The following is an 18,793-nucleotide window of genomic DNA, read 5'->3' as shown; positions in this document are numbered from 1 at the left end:
ACAGGCACAGGGCGGACCTGTCGTCGCCGCGTCCGGCCCGCGGGCCCGGTGGACGAGTGGGGCGCTCGTCGTACCGGGTCGGTACGGGCCTTTCGGCCGGCCGCGGAGTCCGGGGGCTCGTCCGCGGCCGGCCGTGGCTCAGGCTCCGGTCACTTGCCCGAACCCGTGACGCTCACCGACACCGACGCCGGCAGCGACGTGTTGTCGCCCGTGACGACGAGCGTCCCGCTGTAGTTCACCAGCGCGGTCGGCCGGAAGGTCACGTTCATCGTGCAGGACCGTCCGGCCTGCACGACCTGGCCGATGCAGGTGCCGTTCGTCGTGCCGAAGATGCCGGGGGTGGCGCTGTTGACCACGGCCGCCGTCAGCCGGACGGGGATCGTGCCGGTGTTCTTGATGGACACCGACGACGACTTCGTCGTGTTCCTCGACACCTTGCTGAACCCGATCGGGTTGGGCGACAGGCTGAACTGCGACCCGAGCCCGGTGCCGGTGAGCGACACGAGCGTCGAGTTGCCCTGGGCGTTGTGGTTGATCGTCAGCGTCGCGACCCGGGGACCCTGTGCCGACGGCTTGAACCGCACGGTGACCGTGCAGGTGCCCGCCGGGGTCACGACCGCCCCCGCGTCGTCGAGGACCGCGGCGGCGAGGTCCGCCGCACAGGTGTTCTCGAAGATGCTGTAGTCGGACGCCGCGGGCCCGGTCACCGTGACCGACCCGACGTTCAGCGGTGCGGTGCCCGTGTTCGTGATCGTCGTCGTGCGGTCCGCCGTCCCGGGTGCCGTGACGGTGGTGAACGACAGGATCCCGGGGCTCACCGAGATCGCCGGTGCTAGCGGCGGATCCGCAAGACCGGTGAGGTCGACGACGACCGTCCGGGCGGCCGGGTCGCCGTCCGCCGTGATGACGAGCCGGGCAGGGCCGCGCGCCCCGGAGTCACCCGTGGGGGCGAACCGGACCTTGATCGTGCACGTCCCGTCGGTGGCCGTCACCTCGGTGTCGCAGGTGCCGGAGCCGTCCAGGAGGAACTGGTCGGCGTTGAGCCCGGTCTTGGCGACGTGGACCGTGGTGTCGGGCCCGACGTTGGTCACCGTGACCGTCCTGAGGCCGCTCTGCGTCCCGGACGGCTGGTGCCCGAAGGCGACGGCGGCCGTCGAGGCGTAGAGCGGGCCGGCGATCTTGCCGGAGACCGCGAACAGGTCGGTCCCGGCGATCGTGTTGTCGGCGAGGTCACGGATCTCGAACCGGTTGGTGGGGCCGGTCGCCCCGGCCTCCTGGTAGGTGCCGCCGACGACCTTGTGCAGGGTCGTGGCGTCACCGAGGTACCCGGCGGGGGCCGCCGCCCCCTGGTTCGGGTCCCACCGGAGGAAGCCGTCGATCGGCGTCCTCGGCAGGTTCGGCGCGACCCGGTCGGCCGCCACCCCGGGCGAGCCGGCCGGGACCGGGCTGTCGAGGGCGTCGGCGAAGACGCACGGCGTCCCGACGACCGCGGGGCAGCCGATGTCGATCGTGCCCTCGTTGCGGGGCAGCCCGCCGACGGCGTTCGTCGTGAAGCTGAAGACGCCGTACGGGGAGACCCACTGGTAGGGCACGTTCGGGCACAGGCCGCTGTTCGCGGTGAACCGGATGCGGGTGAACGTCATCTGGTCGTTGAAGCTCGGCGAGCCGTCCGCGAAGGTGCCCTCGAGGGCGACCCGCAGGAGCGCCGTGCCCGGCTCGGTCGCCCCGCCGCAGCCGTCGAGGGCGACGACGTCGGAGTCGGCCACCGCGTAGAAGAACTCACCGGGGAAGTTCGTCGGGAAGACGAGCGGCTGGTTCGCCTTGTACGTCGCGTCCGGGAGCACGACGCACTTGCCGTTGGTGTCGAGGCACGGCTCGATCCGGACGCCGTTCTCGTCGGTGTAGAACCGCGGGAACCCGTTCGGGTCCACGGCTGCGGACACGCCCTTGCCGGCCGCGGACGCCGTCCCGGTGAGAGCGACGGAGTGCGTCGTGCCCGGGGCGTTGTCGGTGACGACGAGGCTGCCGCCGATCGCGCCGGCCCGGGTCGGGGTGAAGACGACGTCGACCCAGCAGGTGCCGCCGGGGGCGACCTCACCGTCCCGGCAGCTGTCGTCGACGATGGCGAAGTCGTCCGGGGCGCCGCCGACGGCGAGGTTCGAGACCGACAGCGGCAGGCTGCCGCCGACGTTCGAGATCGTCACCCGTGCCGCCGCGCTCGCGCTGTTCACGGCGAGCTGGGCGAAGGTGAGCGACCGCGGCTGGAAGCTGATCGCCGCCGTGTCGCCCTCGGCGCCGCCGATGCCGTCGAGCACCGTGACGACGGGCGAGTTCATCCCGGAGTGGACGACCCGCAGGTCCGCCGTCCGGTTGCCCGTGGCCGTCGGCGAGAAGCTGACGTCCACCGTGCAGGTGTCGTCGACCGCGAGCGTCGCGGAGGAGCAGGAGTCACCGGCGACGGTGAAGTCGCCCGCGTCCGTGCCGCTGATCGTCACGGCGTCGGGGCCGATCTCGATCGGCTCCAGGCCCGTGTTCGTGTAGACGACGTGCGCCGTGCCGGACGTCGACGCCATGGCGACCGCGCCGAGGTTCACGTGCCCCGCCGCGTCCACGCCGTCCGTCACCTCGAGCGGGCCGCGCAGCTTGCCCATGACCGTGAACGTGTCGCTCTGCGCGAGGGTCGAGCCGTCCGCCGGGTCGAGGATCCGGAAGTAGTTCGCCGGGTTGCCGGTCTCGTCGAGGTACGGCGCGCCGACCACGGGGTGGAAGGTCACCGCGTCACCGAGGTAGCCCGGCGGCGCCGCCGGGGACACCGCCGGGTCCCAGCGCAGGAAGCCGCCGAAGACCGGGCTGCTCAGCGCCTCCGAGAAGTCGCACGTCGCTGGCGGCAGCGGCGCGCAGCCGATGTCGACGGTGCCCTGGATCGGCTTGATCGAGCCGTCCTCGTTGGTCCGGATCGTCGACGTGCCGTAGGGGTGGACGAACGTGTAGTCGGTGTCCGGGCACAGCCCGCCCCGGACGACGATGCGCACCCGGCCGAAGACCATCTGCTCGTCAAACGCCGCGGAACCGTTGACGAACGTGCCCTCGACCGCCGACCGGATGAAGGCCGTCCCCTCCGGGCCGCCGTCGCAGCCGGGCGTCGTGACGGGCTCGGAGTCGGCGACCGTGTAGAAGAACTCACCGGGGAAGTTGGTGGGGAAGGCCTGCGGCGCGGACGGGTCGTACCCGCCATCCGGGAGGACGACGCAGTACGGGTCCTGCGGGTCGATGCACTGCGAGACCTTGACCGCGTTCTCGTCGCGGTACCAGTACGGGAAGCCGTCGTACGGGTCCTCGGTGGCCGAGACCGCCGCCGTGCCGCCGGTCGCGGTGCCGGTGACGTCGATCGTCGTGAGGCCGCCGTCGACGTTGCTCGTCACCTCGACGACGGCCGCGTGCGCACCGCGGGAGAACGGCCGCATCGTGACGGTGACGTCGCACGTGCCGCCGACCGGGATCGTCCGGCCGCCGGTCGTGCAGGTCTGTGCCGCGAGCCGGTACTGCGAGGCGCCGTCACCGGTGAGCGCGACGTCCGCGACCCGCAGCGGGGCCAGACCGTTGTTGGTCAGCGTCGCGGTGAGCGACTTCTCCTCCCGGATCCGGACGTCGCCGAACGCGAGCGGGTCGACCGGGGCGATCGCGGGCGCGTCACCGGCGTTGATCCCGGTGCCGCTGACGTGGATGGACAGCGGGGACCGCAGACCACCCGTCGAGGCCAGGTCGACGATGTCCGACACCGCCGGGTAGTCGTCGGGGCTGAACGTGACGTCGAGGGTGCAGGTCCCGTCGACGGGGACCGTGACGTCGCCGTCCGGGCTGACGCACGACCCGTCGGCGGAGGGCGCGACGGCGAACCGGGAGCCGGGGTCGCCGAGCACCGTGGCCGCGCCGGGTGCGACGGTCACCGGCGTGGTCCCGATGTTCGTCACGGTGACGGGGCGGGTCTGGCTGGTCCCGACGGCGACGCCGCCGAAGTCGACGCCGTCCGACACGAGCGGCCCGGCGAGCTTGCCGGACACCGTGAAGAGCGAGGTGCTCAGCGGGTTGCCGGCGCCGTCGTCGAGCGCCGTCCCGGCGCCGTCGAGGATCGCGAACTCGTTGACACCGGTGCCGCCGGTGATCGCGTGCGGGGTGACGCCGTCGCCGAGGTACCCGGGGGCGAGGGCGGGGTCCGCGGTCCACCGCAGGAAGCCGTCGCCGGCGCCGAACACCCGCGAGGAGAGCGCGTCGTGGAAGTCGCACGGGACCGTCGCCGTGGGGACGCAGCCGATGTCCTCGGTGCCGAGCGTCGCGGTGACGGCGCCCGCGTCGTTCGTGCGGATCGCCTCCTCGCCGAAGGGGTGCCTGAAGAGGTAGTCGGTGTTCGGGCACAGGCCGCTGGAGACCCGGACCCGGATCCGGCCGAAGACCATCTGGTCGCCCGGGGCCGGGTCGCCGTTGATGAACGCACCCTCGAGCGCGAGGACGACGGACGCCTTGCCGGCCGGCGACGTGCCGCAGCCCGGGGTGGTCACCGTGTTCGACGCGGCGTAGGCGTAGAAGAACTCGGTCGGGAAGTTCTTGGGGAACGACAGCGGCAGGCGCGGGTCGTAGCCGGGCTCGTCGCCGACGGCGGGGAGGATGCACGTCGTGTCCGCGGCGTCGAGGCACGGCTCGACCCGGTCGCCCTTGGTGTCGGCGTACCAGAGCGGGAAGCTGCTGCCGGCCATGAGCGTCGGCGCCACGGTGCCGGCCGCGCCCGCCGGCCCGGCGATCGTCACGAGACCCGTGACGACCATGGGCAGCGCGACGAGCGCGGCGACGGCCCGAAGGACCTTGGTTCGTGCCGAGAGAACGCGTCGGCCGTGCGTCGCGTGCCGGCCCCGGGTGGTCGTCATGGTCGCCTTCCTGGCAGTCCGTCATACCCCTGCCCGGACCGCAGGCGGGCGGTCGCGAGCCGACCCGGGACGTGGCACGTCCCGGACCGTGTCGCGCAGTCAGCCCCTGCGCGTGGCCGTCGAACCGGTGCTCGAGGACGCCCCGTCCTTGATCACACGTGGGCCACGGTGGAGGAGCCTGACGGAGGGACCTAGGTCTCTGGCAGCCGTCGGCGGGGGTGTCGATGCCCGGGAACCGGGGGAATGATCACGTCACCGTCGGTGACAACCTGCAGGTCACGCCGAACGGCGGAGGGAACCGCTCCACCGTTCGGACGACCCTGCGTGCCGTCCGCTGCGGGACGGCTACCGGTCCTGGAGCCAGGACCCGCGGACGTCGACCGGCCCCTGCCCGGTGTGCCTCGCCGGCCGGAGCGTCACGAGCTTCCCGGCCGCCGCGCCGTCTCGGACGACGAGGACGGCAGTGCCGTCGAACGGCGCGGTGACGAACCCGAGACGTCCCTCCACGGAACCGCCGACGGGCACCCGGACCGGTGCGAGCGCCCCGAGGGTCGCCGGGACCTCGCGGCCGTCCGGACGCCGCAGGACGACGGACGCCGGGTCGAATCGCCCGCTGCCGCCGGTGGGCACGAGCCGGACCATGACCTCGACGAGGACACCGCCCTCGGCGGCGGGGGCAGCGGCGGCGGAAGCGGGGGCGGACCGGTCGTACTGCGTGGCCCCGAGGACCACGAGCCGCCCCCACGACGCCGTGACCGCGGGCGAGGCCACCGTCATGGTGATCGGCTGGGCGGCCGCCACGGCCCGGCTGACCTGCCACCCGCCCCCGACGAGGACGGCCACGACGACGAGCGGGAAGACCGCGGCGCGCAGGCGGGCCGGGCCCGCCCGGCGCACGGGGGCCGGCGGCCGGCCGGGGAGGAGGTCGACCCGGGCGGTGCGCCGGCGGACCTGCTGGCGGACCCTGCTCCGGGAGGGGGACGCGGCGCGGGGCCTGGGGCGCGGAGCGGGCGCGAGCGTCGTCACCGTGCGTCCGCGCACGTCGAAGCCCTGCTGCCCATCGCCCCTGCACCCTTCGCCCGGGTCCGCCGCACCCTTCGCCCGGTGCGTCGTCCGCCGCCCGACCTGCCCGGTCGTCGGCAGGGTCCAGGGTCGCCCAGGGACCTAGGTCCCGATCAGCCTGGCGTGGGGGGAGTCGCCCGGCCACCGTCCGTGACGCCCGCGCGCGGGGTCCGGACGGCGGCGTCGTACAGGTCGCGCTTGTGGACCCCGCTGCCCGCGGCGACCTGGGCGACGGCGTCCTTGAGCCGCGTCCCGGCCGCGACGAGGTCGTGCACCCGGACGACGAGCCCGGGGACGTCGTCCGGCCCGGCCTCGACGGGCGGCGCGCCGGCGACGACGACCGTGATCTCGCCGAGCACCTCACCGGCGGCCGCCCAGGCCGCGAGCTCCCCGACGGGCCGGCGCAGGACCTCCTCGTACGTCTTGGTCAGCTCGCGGCACACCGCGGCGGCGCGGTCGGCACCGAACACCTCCGCCATGTCGGCGAGCGTCGCGGCGAGCCGGTGCGGGGCCTCGAAGTAGATCGTCGTCCGCGGCTCTGCGGCCAGCGCGGCGAGCGCCCGGCGCCGCTCCCCCGGCTTGCGCGGCAGGAACCCCTCGAAGCAGAACCGGTCCGTCGCGAGGCCGGAGAGGGCCAGTGCCGTGAGCACCGCGGAGGGCCCCGGGACCGCGGTCACCGCGACCCCCGCCTCGACCGCCGCCCGGACGGCGCGCAGCCCGGGGTCGGAGACGCTCGGCATCCCGGCGTCGGTGACGACGAGCACGGTCGCGCCGCCGAGGGCCGCCGCGACGAGCTCCGCCGTCCGGGTCGACTCGTTGTGCTCGTGGTAGCTGAGGACCCGTCCGGTCGGGGTCACGCCGGCCGCCGCGGTGAGCCGGCGCAGCCGCCGGGTGTCCTCGGCGGCGACGACGTCGGCGGTCCCGAGCAGGCGCAGCAGCCGGGGCGGGGCGTCGTCGACGTCCCCGATCGGCGTCGCGGCGAGGACGAGGCGGCCCGGGCCGGCGGTGTCGGTCACCCGAGGCATCTTCCTCCGCCCGTGCCCGGGGCGCGCCGCCGGGCGGCTTACGATGTCGCGGGTGACGTCCCCGCCGCAGACGCTGAGGCCGGACCTGGCCCGGAGCGAGGGGCCCGGTGCGCCGGTGCCCCCACCGGGTCCGCTGCTCGCCGCCCAGCAGGCGCTCGCCGCGAAGCTGCTCGGCGTCCGGCTCATGGACCGGTTCTGGGGCTGGGTCGCGCCGCTCGTCGTCACGGCGATCGGCGGCTTCCTGCGGTTCTGGCACCTCGAGCGGCCGCCGGGCCTCGTCTTCGACGAGACGTACTACGTCAAGGAGGCCAAGTCCCTCCTCGACGTCGGCTACGAGCTCGTCAACGACCCGGACATCAAGGAGCCCGACAAGCTCTGGAACACCGGCAACACCGACGTCTTCGGGACGGCCGCCGACTTCGTCGTCCACCCGCCGCTCGGCAAGTGGATGATCGCGTTCGGCGAGTGGCTCTTCGGGGCGGACGACCCGTTCGGCTGGCGGTTCTCCGTCGCTCTCTGCGGGACGCTCTCGATCCTCATGCTGGCCCGGATCGCGCGCCGGCTGTTCCGCTCGACGCTCCTCGGGACGACGGCCGGGCTGCTGCTGGCGATCGACGGCCAGCACTTCGTCCACAGCCGGACCGGGATCCTCGACCTCTTCGTCATGTTCTGGGCCCTCGCCGCGTTCGGCTGCCTGCTCATCGACCGGGACGTCGCCCGCGCCCGGCTCGCCGACCGGGTCTCGGGCGGGGCCTCGCTGCTGCTCTTCGGGCCGGGGCTCGGCATCCGCTGGTGGCGGATCGCGGCCGGCGTGAGCCTGGGGCTCTGCACGGGCGTCAAGTGGTCCGGCCTGTACTTCCTCGTGGTGTTCGGCCTCATGACCGTCGCCTGGGACCTGTCCGCCCGCCGCGCCGTCGGCGTCCGGCACTGGCTGACCGGCACGTTCCTGCGGGACGGGCTCACCGGCTTCGTCGCGATGGTCCCCGCGTTCTTCGCCGCCTACCTCGCGACGTGGACCGGCTGGTTCCTGTCCACCGACGCGTACTTCCGGCAGTGGGGCGCCGAGCACCCCTCGAAGGTGGCCGGCTGGGTCCCGGACGCGCTGCGCGGTCTGTGGCACTACCACGCCGAGGCGTACACGTTCCATGTCGGGCTCACGTCGCCGCACCCCTACGAGTCGAACCCGTGGTCCTGGCTGATCCTCGCCCGGCCCGTCGACTACTGGTACGAGGACAAGGCGTGCGCCGGCAAGGAGTGCGCCCAGACCGTGCTCGCCCTCGGCAACCCCGTCATCTGGTGGGGCGCGACGATCGCGGTCGCCGTCCTCGTCGTCCGCTGGGCGCTCGGCCGGGACTGGCGGGCCGGTGCGATCCTCGCCGGGTTCGTCGCCGGCTACCTGCCCTGGTTCCAGTACCAGCAGCGCACGATCTTCTCGTTCTACGCCGTCGCCTTCGTGCCGTTCGTCGTCCTCGCCCTCACCTACGTGCTGGGCCTGATGCTCGGCCCGCCGGACGCCGCCCCGCGGCGCCGCCTCGCCGGCACCCTCGCGGCCGGCTCGGTCGTCGTCCTCGCCGCCCTGGCGTTCGCATGGTTCTACCCGATCTACGCCGCGCCGATCATCTCCAAGAACGACTGGCAGGACCGGATGTGGCTGCCGAGCTGGATCTGACGGCCTGACCTGCGCCGGGCCGTCGGTCGCGGTCGACGTGCTCAGAGATCGGTCCTGCTGAGGAACCTCGCCGGGACCCGGTCCACGAGCCAGACCCCGTTCGTGGCGCACGTGAAGACCCCGCCGGACGCGTGCAACCCGGCGGCGTCCACCCTGAGCACGACGGGCCGGCCGTGCCTGGCCCCCACGTCGCGCGCGGTCCCGGGGTCGCCCGACAGATGGACCTGCGTGCGACGGCCCGGGACCAGTCCTTCGGCGAGGATCGCCCCGACACTCCCGGCCGCGGTCCCGTGCCAGAGGACGTCCGGCGGCGCGAGCGGCGGGAGCCCGAGCTCGACGGGCACGCTGTGTCCCTGCGCCGCGCGGACCCGACCGTCGACGAGCTCGAACCGCACCTTGCCCGGCCCGGCGACCAGACGGTCGAGCCGTGCCCGGTCGACTGGTCGGCCGTTCGCGGCGAGGGCCGCGAGCAGCTCCGGGACCTCGACCCAGCCACCCTCCGCGAGTGCGAGGCCGACGGCCTCCGGGCGATGCCGGAGGACGTACGCGAGGAAGCGGCTCAGTGCGACGTCGTCGTCCCTCATGCCGGAGCCTGCGCGGGAACGAGATGCTCCAGGACGTCGTCCGCCAGCGCACCGCGCTCAGGGCGCCATGCAGCCCAGTACCGGACGACGGGCAGGTCCTCGATCGGGACCGCGACCAGCCCGCGAGGCGGTCGGACGCACCCGTTGACCACGGTCGCGCCGAGCCCGATCGCCGCGAAGTGCACGAGGAGGTCCCACCCGTCGACCTCGGCGGCGACCTGCCAGCTGACCCCCGCGTCACCCAGAGCCCGCTCGAGCGTGCGCCGGTGCACGCGCTCGGGCGGCGGGACGACGAGCGCGAGCCCGTCGAGGTCGACGACCCGGACGCTCCCGCGGCGGGCGAGCGGGTGCCGTCGGGCGACGACGAGGGTCTGCGGGTAGACGGCGATCTGACGGCTCTCCAGCGCAGGCGGCGGCCGGTCGTGGGCGACGACGGCGACGTCGACCTGTCCGGACGTCACGGCCCCGAGCGCCGCCTCCCGGTCGGCGGTCCGGACCCGGACCGGCCGGCCGGTCGCACCCAGCCGGCGCAGACCGTCGGAGACGACCCAGCGGAAGGTCCCTCGCCCGGCGGCCAGCGTGATGGGCGCCGCACCTGCGTGCAGCTGCGCGACGAGGTCGTCCGCCCGGCGTCCGGCGTCCCGGGCGAAGACCGCGAGCCGCTCGCCGGCCACCGTGAGCCGCAGACCACGGCCGTGGCGTTCGTAGAGGGGCACCCCGAGCGCCGTCTGCAGCCGCCCGATCTTCGCGTGCAGCGACGGTTGGCTCAGGTGCAGGACCGCGGCCGCCGCTGTGAAGCTCCGGTGCTCGGCGAACACCTCGAAGGCGCGGACGGCGTCCGCCTCGAGCAGGTCGCGGCCGAGCATGCTGCGGAGCGTACCTCAGTCATAGTCCCTGCCTATTGATTTGTCGCGGATCAATAGTTCCCCTGCCGAGGCGCACCCGTCATCGTCGTGGCATGGACACGATCACCCATCACCCCCTCCCGGCCCTCGGGATCGACATCGGCCGGGTCGTCATCGACGGTTCGAGCCACCCTCAGGGCGGCGACACCGCCTTCTTCAGCGGCGACGAGCCCACCATGCTCGCGACCCCGGAGATGCCGGGAGCCGTCGAGACGATCGCCCGGCTCGTCCCTGCCTTCGACGGGCGTGTCTGGCTCGTGTCGAAGTGCGGGCCGCGTGTGCAGGAGCGCACGCTCCGCTGGCTGGACGGGCACGACTTCTACGGACGCACCGGTCTCCCGCCCGACCACGTCCGCTTCTGCCGCACCCGCCCGGACAAGCGCATCCACTGCGAGGAGCTCGGTCTGACGCACTTCGTCGACGACCATCCCGAGGTCCATGCGGCGATCCGGGGCGTCGTCCGGCACCAGTACCTGTTCGGTCCCCAGCGCGCAACCGCTGCGCCGGGCCTGCACCCGACACTCTCGTGGAGGGACGTCGAGCGGCTCGTCACCGCGTCGCTCGCGACGGCGTGAGCACCGTCAGCGGTAGACCCACAGATGCTCGCCGACGAACAGCTTCGGCCAGAGCCGGTTCATCGCGGGCACCGTCACGCGCACGCACCCGTGGCTCGCGGCGTACGTCGGCACGGACGTCGAGCCGTGGAGCGCGTAGCCCTCGTGGAAGTAGTTCGGCCGCCACAGCAGCCCGAGCGGGCTCCGCCGCCAGCCGTCGATCCGCCGGGTGATCGTGAACGCACCCGTGGGGGTCGGCGTGCTCGCCTTCCCCGGTGAGGCGTCGACGATCCGCGTCACCGCGCCGTTCTTCGTCAGGTAGACGACCCGGCGCGCCAGGTCGATCTCGACGGCGGACGCCGTGAGCGTGTGCCGCGGCTGCGGCACCCGCGGCGTCGCGAGCGCCGCCCACGTCCGCGGGCCGACGATGCCGTCCAGGTGCAGGCCCTGCACCTTCCGGAAGGCGTAGACGCCGTGCAGCGTGCTCGTCCCGAAGTCCCCGTCGACCGGGCCGACGTCGTAGTGGAGCGCTGTGAGGCGGTCCTGGAGAGCGACGACGGCCGCGCCGTGGGAGCCCTGGCGCACCGTCGGCCGGGCGACCGAGCGCCAGGGGGTCGTCGCGACGGAGGCCGGTCGGACGGCGGGGCCGCCCACGACGACGGCCGGAGCCGCGGCGGCCGAGGTCGCGACCTGCGAGGGGGTCGCTGCTGCGGGCGGCGGCGCCTGGGCGGCGAGCGCGGACGGTGCCGCGCAGAGCAGTGCGGTGGTCGAGACGGCCGCAGCGATCGCGGCCCGGCGTGGACGTGCAGCACAGGAACGCATCGTCCTCATCCCCTCGCTGTGCGACGGGTTCCTGCTCTCCACGCTAGGCGCGTCGGAACCCTTGCCCCAGAGGCGAACGGCCGGACCTCGCACGCGCCAGGGCCCGGGTCGATGCTCGGGTCGATGCTCGGGTCGATGCTCGGGTCGATGCTCGGGTCGATGCTCGGGTCCGCGCAGCCGTGATCACGACCCGGAGAGCCCGAGCACGGACCCGAGCTCCGCGCGGCCGTCGAGCGGCCGGGCGGACCCGGGGCATCGCGAAGGGCCCCGGACGAGAAGCATGTCCGGGGCCCTCTGCGGTGTCTCGGTGGAGCTGAGGGGACTCGAACCCCTGACCCCCTCGATGCGAACTGCAGGCGCCGTGGTCAACAAGGTACTGGTGACTTGACGAGTCGTTCAGTGCGACTCGTGGTGGGTGTCTAGGCGCACGGACGCTGCTGCACTTCTCTGCTGCACATCGCCCTCTGACCGCGGTCCCAGCCGACCGTCGCCGTCGCGTGGGAAGGGACACCACAACCGGTGACGCGGTAGCAGTCCTGACCCAGCCGGCCCGCCAAGAGCGTCGCGAGCACGTCCCCGAGTGGACCAGCACCAACGTGGCGACGGCCGGATGGTGTCAGGACGAGCGGGTAGTGCATTTCCAGCCACCATGCGGTGCAGTTTCGGGGCAGGATGTCTAGATCGGACGACACGGTCGCGCCGCCACAATATGGTCGCAGGAAGCAACCCACGAGAGGCAGCCTTGCAACAGCGTGCACCCGATGATGTCAAGCGCCTCGGCCGAGCTGTCGTATTCGTGCATCAGCACGACCGCAAGATCACAGATCCGCTCGTACGCGCCGAGGTCGAGGTTCTGCTGCTTACTGGCAAGGCGATGGACTTTGCGGCGCGCCTGAAGGGGCACCAGCCCGTCTTCAACCTCACACACGAGCTCGTACACAGGTACGCCAGGTACGTGGGTCTCGGCGCATTGGAGCTCACAAGTACTGTTCTCCCCGCGCTAAAGCGCGCGGGTCTCGTCGAGTACGCCCTGGACCAGCAAGGGCGGATCACTCACTTCGAGGAATACGTTGGGGTCTCAGCGTCGGTCGTCGAGCAGACTGTCCAACTCCTCGAGTCACTCTCACCGACCAGAGCCGATCTAGCATTTCTACACTCGGTTGAGATTGGTGCAATCGCACCGCTCTTGGAGCGTGACCACCTCGACCAGCTGATCGGTCGAGGCTTCACAGAGCAAGAGGCAACTACCGCGCTCCGCTTGGCGCGGGCTGTGGGTCTGAACCTTGGTGCGCCGTCACCTGAGGCCAACAGCACTGTGATCTACAGCCCGTACGTCTGGGGCACCCGGCAACTATCGCTGGCGAAGTTCCTTTCCGAACTCCCACCAAACGAGCGAGGCGTTCTACTTGGGATGAGCGAGCAGGTCCTCTCGACTCCTGGGCTGCACCTCTCTCGTCTCACGGCAACACCAGCCCTCGTGCGGAGTGCGCAGAACGCTGGCCTCATCCAGGCGGCCACGGTGCAGTCGTCAACCGGGGCGGCGTCCACCTACGTCTTCTCTCCACTCATCGAGGCCGAGGACAATGGCGTCAGTACCACGGAGGCACTTCATCTTCGGAAGCTCTTCGTTGCTCACATCCTGTTTGGCCACGAAAAGGCCAGGGCTGGCCTCGGAACCATCAACAACCCTGCGGTGCTGGTCAACTCCCTCGTAAACAAGGGCAGGGTCGGGCCCGCCACCAACATCAGCACGGACTACCACCTGCTCGAAGCAGCCGGGGTCGTGGCCGTAGAGACCACGGACGACCGGGCGTTCCTTCGACTAGTAAAGCCGGAGATCGCGAAAGCAGGGCTTGACTGGTTGCGCAAGCTCAGCAATCCGGAGGGCCCGCAGAGTGTCTCGCTCACGCAGCGCCCAGCGCGATTCGTCAGTCCCGAGGACGCTCGGTCAGAACAGTCCGCCGGCGCAGCAAACGAGGTCATGGTCGCGTCAGTCCTCGCCCTACGAGAGGAGATGCAACGTGCCACGCGCCGAGACGACCCGTGGTCTTGAGCCAGGCATCCTCGCCGAAGCCAGAGTTGCTCAGGCCTGGTTCTGGGATGGCTACTTCGCCCGCCGAGGCATTGATCTTCAGCACAGATTCGGCGCGGAAGCCACCACTCTCACCGACCTCGACGTTATTGGGATCAGCTTTGACCCGTCCCTAACTGCACGTCGAGAAATCGGGGAGGTAAAGACTGGTACTTCGAAGACGACCCCCCGCCCGCTGGACCGGGCTCTCTGGCTCCGCGGCGTCCGAGACTTGGTCGGCGCCACATCGAGTGAAGTAACAACAGCTTTCCGAGCCTCTACCGCGGTTCGGGACGCCTGTAGGCAACTGGGCTCTTCCGTTCAGCATCTCGAAGAATTGACTGCGCGTGAAGCCCGCCTCGCCATTCCTTCAGTGAACGACTGCGGCTCACATGGCGAATCCATGATTATCGCACGGAACAGTGTTCAGTCCTTTGTCAGATCTGACCCAGTGCTCGAGCGCGCCTACTGGTTCCTGACCTCAGAGGTGTGGTTCTTGGAGCCATTTGATGCACTTAAGAGACTCTTGGGGCTGCTGCGCGAAACCACAAAACGCTGGCCGCCAGACAACCAGCCTGAACCACTTGCCTGCGCACGTTGGATCGCGGCGGAAACGATCGCACTCGTAACACTTCACCTCGTGACGATCGCCGGGATACACAACAGGATGGACCCCGCGACTTTCAAGGAAACGGCCGCGGCCCGCCTGTCTACCGGTGATGTCGCCTATCACTCGATTCGAAAACTGTCTGATCGCGTCGATGACTACTTGGCCAAGATTCTTTCCTCGCTAGACGCTCCGGCAGATGTCCAGGTGTCCGCGATGGGAGCCTTCATGCCAACACCGCCGGACTATTTCGAGCCGCTACTCGAGTTGGTGCAGCGTCTCGCCGTCGAGGCGCGGACCACTTCTCGTCTCCCTCGACAGATGGATGTGCTGATCTACGAGAGACTGGTGCGCCAACGCGGGCTGTCATCATCGGTCGCTCGCCGCCTCGACATTGACGCGGACACGCAACGGCAGGTCCGACTCATCGCAGCATTTCTGAAGGGGCAGACAGGAGTCTCCAGCGAAACTGAGCGCGCACTCAACTCTCCGCTACCGCTACCCGCTACCTAGGGGACCAATGTGCGGCAAGAGTGACTCGACACTGCTTTCGACTCAAGACTCACGAGTCCCAGTTCCGGGCATCTGGGTCGACTATGCACACGGGCGCAGACTATGGCTCGCATGAGCCCCACTCCGGCCTCCAGAGTTCTCCGCACGCCCGTTCGCAACACCGTGGGTGAGGACACGGCAGACAAGTTCGAGTGGCAGGTTTCGGTAGCGGCCGCCGACGCCTGCCGACTTCTGCGCGAGGTCAAGACACGCTCCGCGCCACTTCCTTCCGGTGACGGTCCGGTAATCATTTCGGAACATCATGAAGACTGGGCAATCATCAAGGGCAGACATGCGGAACTCGTCTCTGCTAAGCATCGGGAGAGCAGCACCGGCGCCTGGACCCTGCCCGAGCTCGTCGCAAGCGGCGGTGTCGCACATCTCTTCCATGAATGGAGGAGGACTGGCCGCGGGGCGCGCTGTCGACTCGTGAGCAACTCCGGCCTCAAGGCTGGCCCCGCCCAGAAGGTCGGGCTTGCGACTCACCTCGCTCGATCACAGACCGCTTCCCTGTCCAGTGCACAGACACAAGCTCTCGACCTAGCGGTCGACCAGCTGACGCGGCAACTCATGATGAACGCGGAAGTGGCGCACCTTACCCCCGCAGAGCGAAGCAGCGGCCGCGATCGCCGGACTTTTTCGCCAGTGCCAGCTCTTCTTCTGGATGTCCGCCGCTTCATGGCTTCGCTTGTGTTCGATTGCGATCGACCGCAGGCCAAGTACATCGACTCCAGTTCGCCAGCGGACTATGTTCAACCGCTGATCCGAGTCCTTGGTGGGGATGTGACAAGGGCTGCCGAAGTTTGGAGAGAAATCAAGTCGCAACTGCGACCGCGAATGCAAGGCCACGGCGAGACGCCCGCCGGATCTCTCGACTACCTCTCCGCGCTCGCAAGCGATGACCCCGCCCTAAGCCTCCGCGAGGAGCACATCGCGCGACGTACGATACATATCGACGGCCTCCTCGAGGTAGTGGCAGCGATGCTCGCCACGACACCCGTCCGTCCCATTCCGACGAGCATTTATCGGGACAGGCTCTCAATAAAGATGGATCGCGGCGGCTGCTCCCCCTCTCAGATTGCGGCTGCGCAGCACCACGTAAGCGCTTGGGTAACAGCCTCGACTGATCTCGTCCCGGACGCACCCGGCTTCCATCCCGCTGTTGACAAACTGCGAATGAAACTCGAACGGGCAGCTCTGCAAGCTGAAATAGATGCGATCGACAACAGCGTCCAGGGCGACCAATACGGCCGCGGGGTCATGTCCAATCTTTATGAACAGGTAGACGCACTACAGACGTTTGCAGCGCCGCCATTCCCTCTCACATATGAAGTTGTCCTGGGCGGAATGTTGCAGCACGCAACCCAGTGTCGACTCTGGTTCGGACCCCGTTTCACGATTGAGCCGGACGCGGTCGACGGCGCCAGCCTGAAACCGAGCGGAGAAGGGGGGCAACATGACGGCCGATAGTTTGCAGGCCGCAATTGAGGACATTAGATATCACGAGTGTCGAGTGCTTTTGCTCCTCGGGGCCGTTGCGCTCCATCATGCCACGGGAGAAGTTGAAGGCATCACGAAACTGGTCCGAATGGACTTCTTCGTTCGCTATCCAGCATTAGCGATCCCAGCTTTGGCGCTGTCCGATGAAGAAACGGCCTCACTCACGCTTGCGCCTGCGGAGCGAAAGCAGGTGGAATCACCGATGATTCACTACAAGTACGGACCGTGGGATCACCGCTTTGTCCCTGTTCTCGGCGCACTGGTGGGACAAGGCCTCGCGGCAATCAGGCTTGCTCCCACGTCGGGCATACGTCTGATCACCATTACAGAGGCCGGCAAGGTCCGATTCAGCCAGTTGACTCAGCGGCCGCTTTGGGAGATCACGGCGGCCCGCTGTTTCGCAGTGGCCGCGCAAGCTAGTCGACTGGACGCAGCCGCACTGGGTGCTCGAATCAACGCACATATCTCGCGGCGGCGCGGGGACAAACTTGGAAGCGAGATCGTTCTTTGACCACTCATTTCCGCATTGATTCACTCGCGCTTGACACCGACGGCGGGCCAACAGTCATAGAGTTCGATGGCCCGCTCACCTTCCTGGTCGGGCCGTCCGGGGCAGGGAAGAGCACTCTTCTTGAGTTGATTCGATACGGATTGGGCGTGCGCAACGCGCTACTCACTCCAGTGGCGACCGAACACATCCAAGCTGTGACCGTGAAGATCTCACTGGCAAGTGGGAGATACGCACTTCAGCGACCTATCGGAAACGCGAGGGAGTCCGTTCTCGTCACGGATCTGATCACGGCTGAATCATTGGGCCCCTTTCCCGTGGTCCCGCCAACCGGTGAGCAGCAAAGCATAGGTCAGTGGCTTATGAAGGAAATGGGCTTCCCGCGACTTTCAGTCGTACAACGTCATGCTCAAAGAGTTGTGGAACTCGGTTTCAATCACCTCTTTACCTACATGTACGTCGAACAGCTTGAGATCGACCGTAGCGTCGCCCATCATAGAGAGCGAGATTCAGAGCCGCTTCGGAAAGGGATGTTTAGATTCCTGTTTGGACTTACCAATTCAACACAGGCGGACCTCGAGGCAAGGCGCTTAGAAGCGAGGGTCGAACGGAAGCGGGTTGCTGACGAGGCGAGTCTTCTTCGCTCTGTCCTGCTTCAAGCCGGCTATCAGTCCGCCTTCGCAACCGAGGCCGCCGCCGACGACCTGCGAAAGACGATCGCCTTGCTTGAGTCACAAGCAGAGGCGCTGTCCTCGGAAGGGCGTCCTCGAAGCGGCAAGCTGTCAATGCTGCAGCAAGCCCTGTCTTTGACCGAAAGCGAGTGGCAAGAGGCCGACGAGCTCTGCGTATCGCTTGACCGCGCGATCGCGGCTCGAGAAGCGCAGATTGGTTCCCTGGAACTGGAGCTTGGTCGGCTTCAGCGGGTAGCCGATGCCTCTCAGTTCTTCGCGCTACTGGAGTTCCAGTCCTGTCCGCGATGCGCTCAAGAGCTCCTCGAGCAGCAGGACACGGGGACTTGTCGACTTTGTCGGCAGCCCGAGCCGGTGCCCCTTGTCGCGACTTCAGGAGAACCGGACTTGTTGACTGACCTGCAGCCAAGTCCCCATCCGAGCCTGACACCGGACATCGAGCGCATGCTCGCTGAGATGCGTGGGGTACAGCAGCGAGACCAGGCGGACCGTACAGCGCTCGGCGACCGACGTGATGCGCTGCGGGATCGCACGGCCGAGTACTCCGGGCGAATCAAGGTGTTGCTCGAGGACTTCATTGGCGATCGATTGGAGAGTTACAGCGATGTGCGGGCTCAATTGGCGGCAGGACGCGAGCGGCTTATTCACCTAGAGTCTGATCTCCTCAACTGGGATCGAGTTGCGGATTCTGAGCAGCGTGCCCAGTCGTTGATCGTCGAGATCCGACGTCTCGACCAGTCGATCGCGTTTGGGGCGGACTCACTTGCGGGCGACCGAGCCAATGTGATGACTTCCCTTTCGGAGCGATTCGCGGAAATCTTGGCCGAGGCTCAAATTCGCGGCGTGACCAGCGCGGAGATTTCTTCAGAGAACTACCTGCCATATGTCAATGGTATTCGCTTCGACGCGTTTACCGTTGGCGGCGGGACACGCACGGCAATCGTCGTGGCTTACTGGCTAAGTCTCATCTCGGTTGCCCTCTCTGTACGCGACACACTCCTTCCTGCTTTTCTGATCATCGACAATCCTAGAAAGGCGATAGGCCCCTCTGAGGCAATGGCCGAGAATCTGTATAGAACTCTCGACAACATTGCACACACCACCCAGTTCCGTGGCCGCGACATGCAGGTGATCGTTGCGGACAACTATGTCCCAGAGGACGTTGCGGCCAATTGGCAACTCCTCGTTTTCGATTTCGAACACCCCACGGTGGCGTCCGTCGCACACCCTGGCGAGGATCAGGTGACGACCGTGGAGGGGCTGGCAAGCAGCGCGGCTGCACGGACCAGGCGACGGAGGGCGAGGGGAGACTAGCTGTGGAGGGAC

General features: G+C 69.0%; 13 protein-coding genes and 1 pseudogene. 8 read left to right on the top strand and 6 right to left on the bottom strand.

Features of this window, described 5'->3' with window-relative positions; translation table 11 throughout:
- Nucleotides 1-149: 149 nt before the first annotated feature.
- The 3 genes from ECOMGDLI_RS01510 to rsmI all read right to left on the bottom strand — a co-directional run bounded on the left by ECOMGDLI_RS01510 (nucleotide 150) and on the right by rsmI (nucleotide 7,006).
- Nucleotides 150-4,919, bottom strand: coding sequence for a choice-of-anchor D domain-containing protein (locus ECOMGDLI_RS01510; protein ID WP_088312914.1), 4,770 nt, complete (start codon nucleotides 4,917-4,919; stop codon nucleotides 150-152).
- Between the two features lie 345 nt (nucleotides 4,920-5,264).
- A complete protein-coding gene (locus tag ECOMGDLI_RS01505) occupies nucleotides 5,265-5,960 on the bottom strand; it encodes a hypothetical protein (protein ID WP_143447425.1) in 696 nt (231 codons plus the stop codon).
- Nucleotides 5,961-6,094: 134 nt separating this feature from the next.
- On the bottom strand, nucleotides 6,095-7,006 hold the full coding sequence (rsmI, locus tag ECOMGDLI_RS01500) for a 16S rRNA (cytidine(1402)-2'-O)-methyltransferase (protein ID WP_088312958.1): 912 nt from the start codon (nucleotides 7,004-7,006) through the stop codon (nucleotides 6,095-6,097).
- 43 nt (nucleotides 7,007-7,049) lie between these two features.
- Here rsmI and ECOMGDLI_RS01495 point away from each other — a divergent pair, with 43 nt between their 5' ends.
- The gene (locus ECOMGDLI_RS01495; protein WP_369812694.1) at nucleotides 7,050-8,675 is read left to right on the top strand and encodes a dolichyl-phosphate-mannose--protein mannosyltransferase; all 1,626 of its coding nucleotides are present in this window, start codon (nucleotides 7,050-7,052) and stop codon (nucleotides 8,673-8,675) included.
- A 41-nt stretch (nucleotides 8,676-8,716) separates the two neighbouring features.
- On the opposite strand, the gene ECOMGDLI_RS01490 is transcribed toward ECOMGDLI_RS01495, so the two are convergent.
- The gene (locus ECOMGDLI_RS01490; RefSeq protein ID WP_088312908.1) at nucleotides 8,717-9,259 is read right to left on the bottom strand and encodes an RNA 2'-phosphotransferase; all 543 of its coding nucleotides are present in this window, start codon (nucleotides 9,257-9,259) and stop codon (nucleotides 8,717-8,719) included.
- Nucleotides 9,256-10,125 carry a LysR family transcriptional regulator gene (locus ECOMGDLI_RS01485; RefSeq protein ID WP_088312906.1) on the bottom strand — a complete coding sequence of 290 codons (870 nt, stop codon included), beginning with the start codon at nucleotides 10,123-10,125 and terminating at the stop codon, nucleotides 9,256-9,258. Before ECOMGDLI_RS01485 ends, ECOMGDLI_RS01490 begins: the two co-directional genes overlap by 4 nt.
- Before the next feature lie 92 nt (nucleotides 10,126-10,217).
- Between ECOMGDLI_RS01485 and ECOMGDLI_RS01480 the strand changes: the two genes are divergently transcribed.
- The gene (locus ECOMGDLI_RS01480; protein ID WP_088312904.1) at nucleotides 10,218-10,739 is read left to right on the top strand and encodes a hypothetical protein; all 522 of its coding nucleotides are present in this window, start codon (nucleotides 10,218-10,220) and stop codon (nucleotides 10,737-10,739) included.
- A 6-nt stretch (nucleotides 10,740-10,745) separates the two neighbouring features.
- Here ECOMGDLI_RS01480 and ECOMGDLI_RS01475 read toward each other — a convergent pair whose 3' ends face one another.
- Complete coding sequence (locus ECOMGDLI_RS01475; protein WP_198954431.1) at nucleotides 10,746-11,549, bottom strand: L,D-transpeptidase family protein; 804 nt, start codon at nucleotides 11,547-11,549, stop codon at nucleotides 10,746-10,748.
- A gap of 787 nt (nucleotides 11,550-12,336) precedes the next feature.
- On the opposite strand from ECOMGDLI_RS01475, the gene ECOMGDLI_RS01470 reads away from it, so the two are divergent.
- The 6 genes and pseudogenes from ECOMGDLI_RS01470 (at nucleotide 12,337) to ECOMGDLI_RS01455 (ending at nucleotide 18,781) form a co-directional block, all read left to right on the top strand.
- Nucleotides 12,337-13,593: a hypothetical protein gene (locus ECOMGDLI_RS01470; RefSeq protein WP_198954430.1), complete on the top strand. Its 1,257-nt coding sequence runs from the start codon at nucleotides 12,337-12,339 to the stop codon at nucleotides 13,591-13,593.
- Nucleotides 13,562-14,731: a DNA-binding response regulator gene (locus tag ECOMGDLI_RS33570; RefSeq protein ID WP_143447422.1), complete on the top strand. Its 1,170-nt coding sequence runs from the start codon at nucleotides 13,562-13,564 to the stop codon at nucleotides 14,729-14,731. Before ECOMGDLI_RS01470 ends, ECOMGDLI_RS33570 begins: the two co-directional genes overlap by 32 nt.
- 111 nt (nucleotides 14,732-14,842) lie before the next feature.
- Nucleotides 14,843-16,240 carry a hypothetical protein gene (locus tag ECOMGDLI_RS33565; RefSeq protein WP_143447421.1) on the top strand — a complete coding sequence of 466 codons (1,398 nt, stop codon included), beginning with the start codon at nucleotides 14,843-14,845 and terminating at the stop codon, nucleotides 16,238-16,240.
- On the top strand, nucleotides 16,227-16,781 hold the full coding sequence (locus tag ECOMGDLI_RS33560; protein WP_143447420.1) for a hypothetical protein: 555 nt from the start codon (nucleotides 16,227-16,229) through the stop codon (nucleotides 16,779-16,781). The genes ECOMGDLI_RS33565 and ECOMGDLI_RS33560 overlap by 14 nt, the downstream gene beginning before the upstream one ends.
- A pseudogene (locus tag ECOMGDLI_RS36575) lies at nucleotides 16,778-16,945 on the top strand (ATP-binding protein); the annotation flags it as partial. The gene ECOMGDLI_RS33560 and the pseudogene ECOMGDLI_RS36575, both read left to right, overlap by 4 nt.
- 252 nt (nucleotides 16,946-17,197) lie before the next feature.
- On the top strand, nucleotides 17,198-18,781 hold the full coding sequence (locus ECOMGDLI_RS01455; protein ID WP_233153253.1) for a hypothetical protein: 1,584 nt from the start codon (nucleotides 17,198-17,200) through the stop codon (nucleotides 18,779-18,781).
- The last annotated feature ends 12 nt before the right edge of the window (nucleotides 18,782-18,793 follow it).

This window comes from Kineosporia sp. R_H_3 (assembly GCF_002198675.1).
Taxonomy (GTDB): Bacteria; Actinomycetota; Actinomycetes; order Actinomycetales; family Kineosporiaceae; genus R-H-3.
The sequence above is the reverse complement of the archived record's forward strand: the minus strand, read 5'-3'. Positions and strand labels throughout refer to the sequence as shown.

Excerpts from the sequence above, each read along its gene's own strand:
- ECOMGDLI_RS33565 (WP_143447421.1), top strand. The coding sequence starts at position 14,843 with ATGAGCCCCACTCCGGCCTCCAGAGTTCTCCGCACGCCCGTTCGCAAC.
- ECOMGDLI_RS01495 (WP_369812694.1), top strand. The coding sequence starts at position 7,050 with ATGTCGCGGGTGACGTCCCCGCCGCAGACGCTGAGGCCGGACCTGGCC.
- rsmI (WP_088312958.1), bottom strand. The coding sequence starts at position 7,006 with ATGCCTCGGGTGACCGACACCGCCGGCCCGGGCCGCCTCGTCCTCGCC.
- ECOMGDLI_RS01480 (WP_088312904.1), top strand. The coding sequence starts at position 10,218 with ATGGACACGATCACCCATCACCCCCTCCCGGCCCTCGGGATCGACATC.
- ECOMGDLI_RS01490 (WP_088312908.1), bottom strand. The coding sequence starts at position 9,259 with ATGAGGGACGACGACGTCGCACTGAGCCGCTTCCTCGCGTACGTCCTC.
- ECOMGDLI_RS33560 (WP_143447420.1), top strand. The coding sequence starts at position 16,227 with ATGACGGCCGATAGTTTGCAGGCCGCAATTGAGGACATTAGATATCAC.
- ECOMGDLI_RS01485 (WP_088312906.1), bottom strand. The coding sequence starts at position 10,125 with ATGCTCGGCCGCGACCTGCTCGAGGCGGACGCCGTCCGCGCCTTCGAG.
- ECOMGDLI_RS01475 (WP_198954431.1), bottom strand. The coding sequence starts at position 11,549 with ATGAGGACGATGCGTTCCTGTGCTGCACGTCCACGCCGGGCCGCGATC.
- ECOMGDLI_RS01510 (WP_088312914.1), bottom strand. The coding sequence starts at position 4,919 with ATGACGACCACCCGGGGCCGGCACGCGACGCACGGCCGACGCGTTCTC.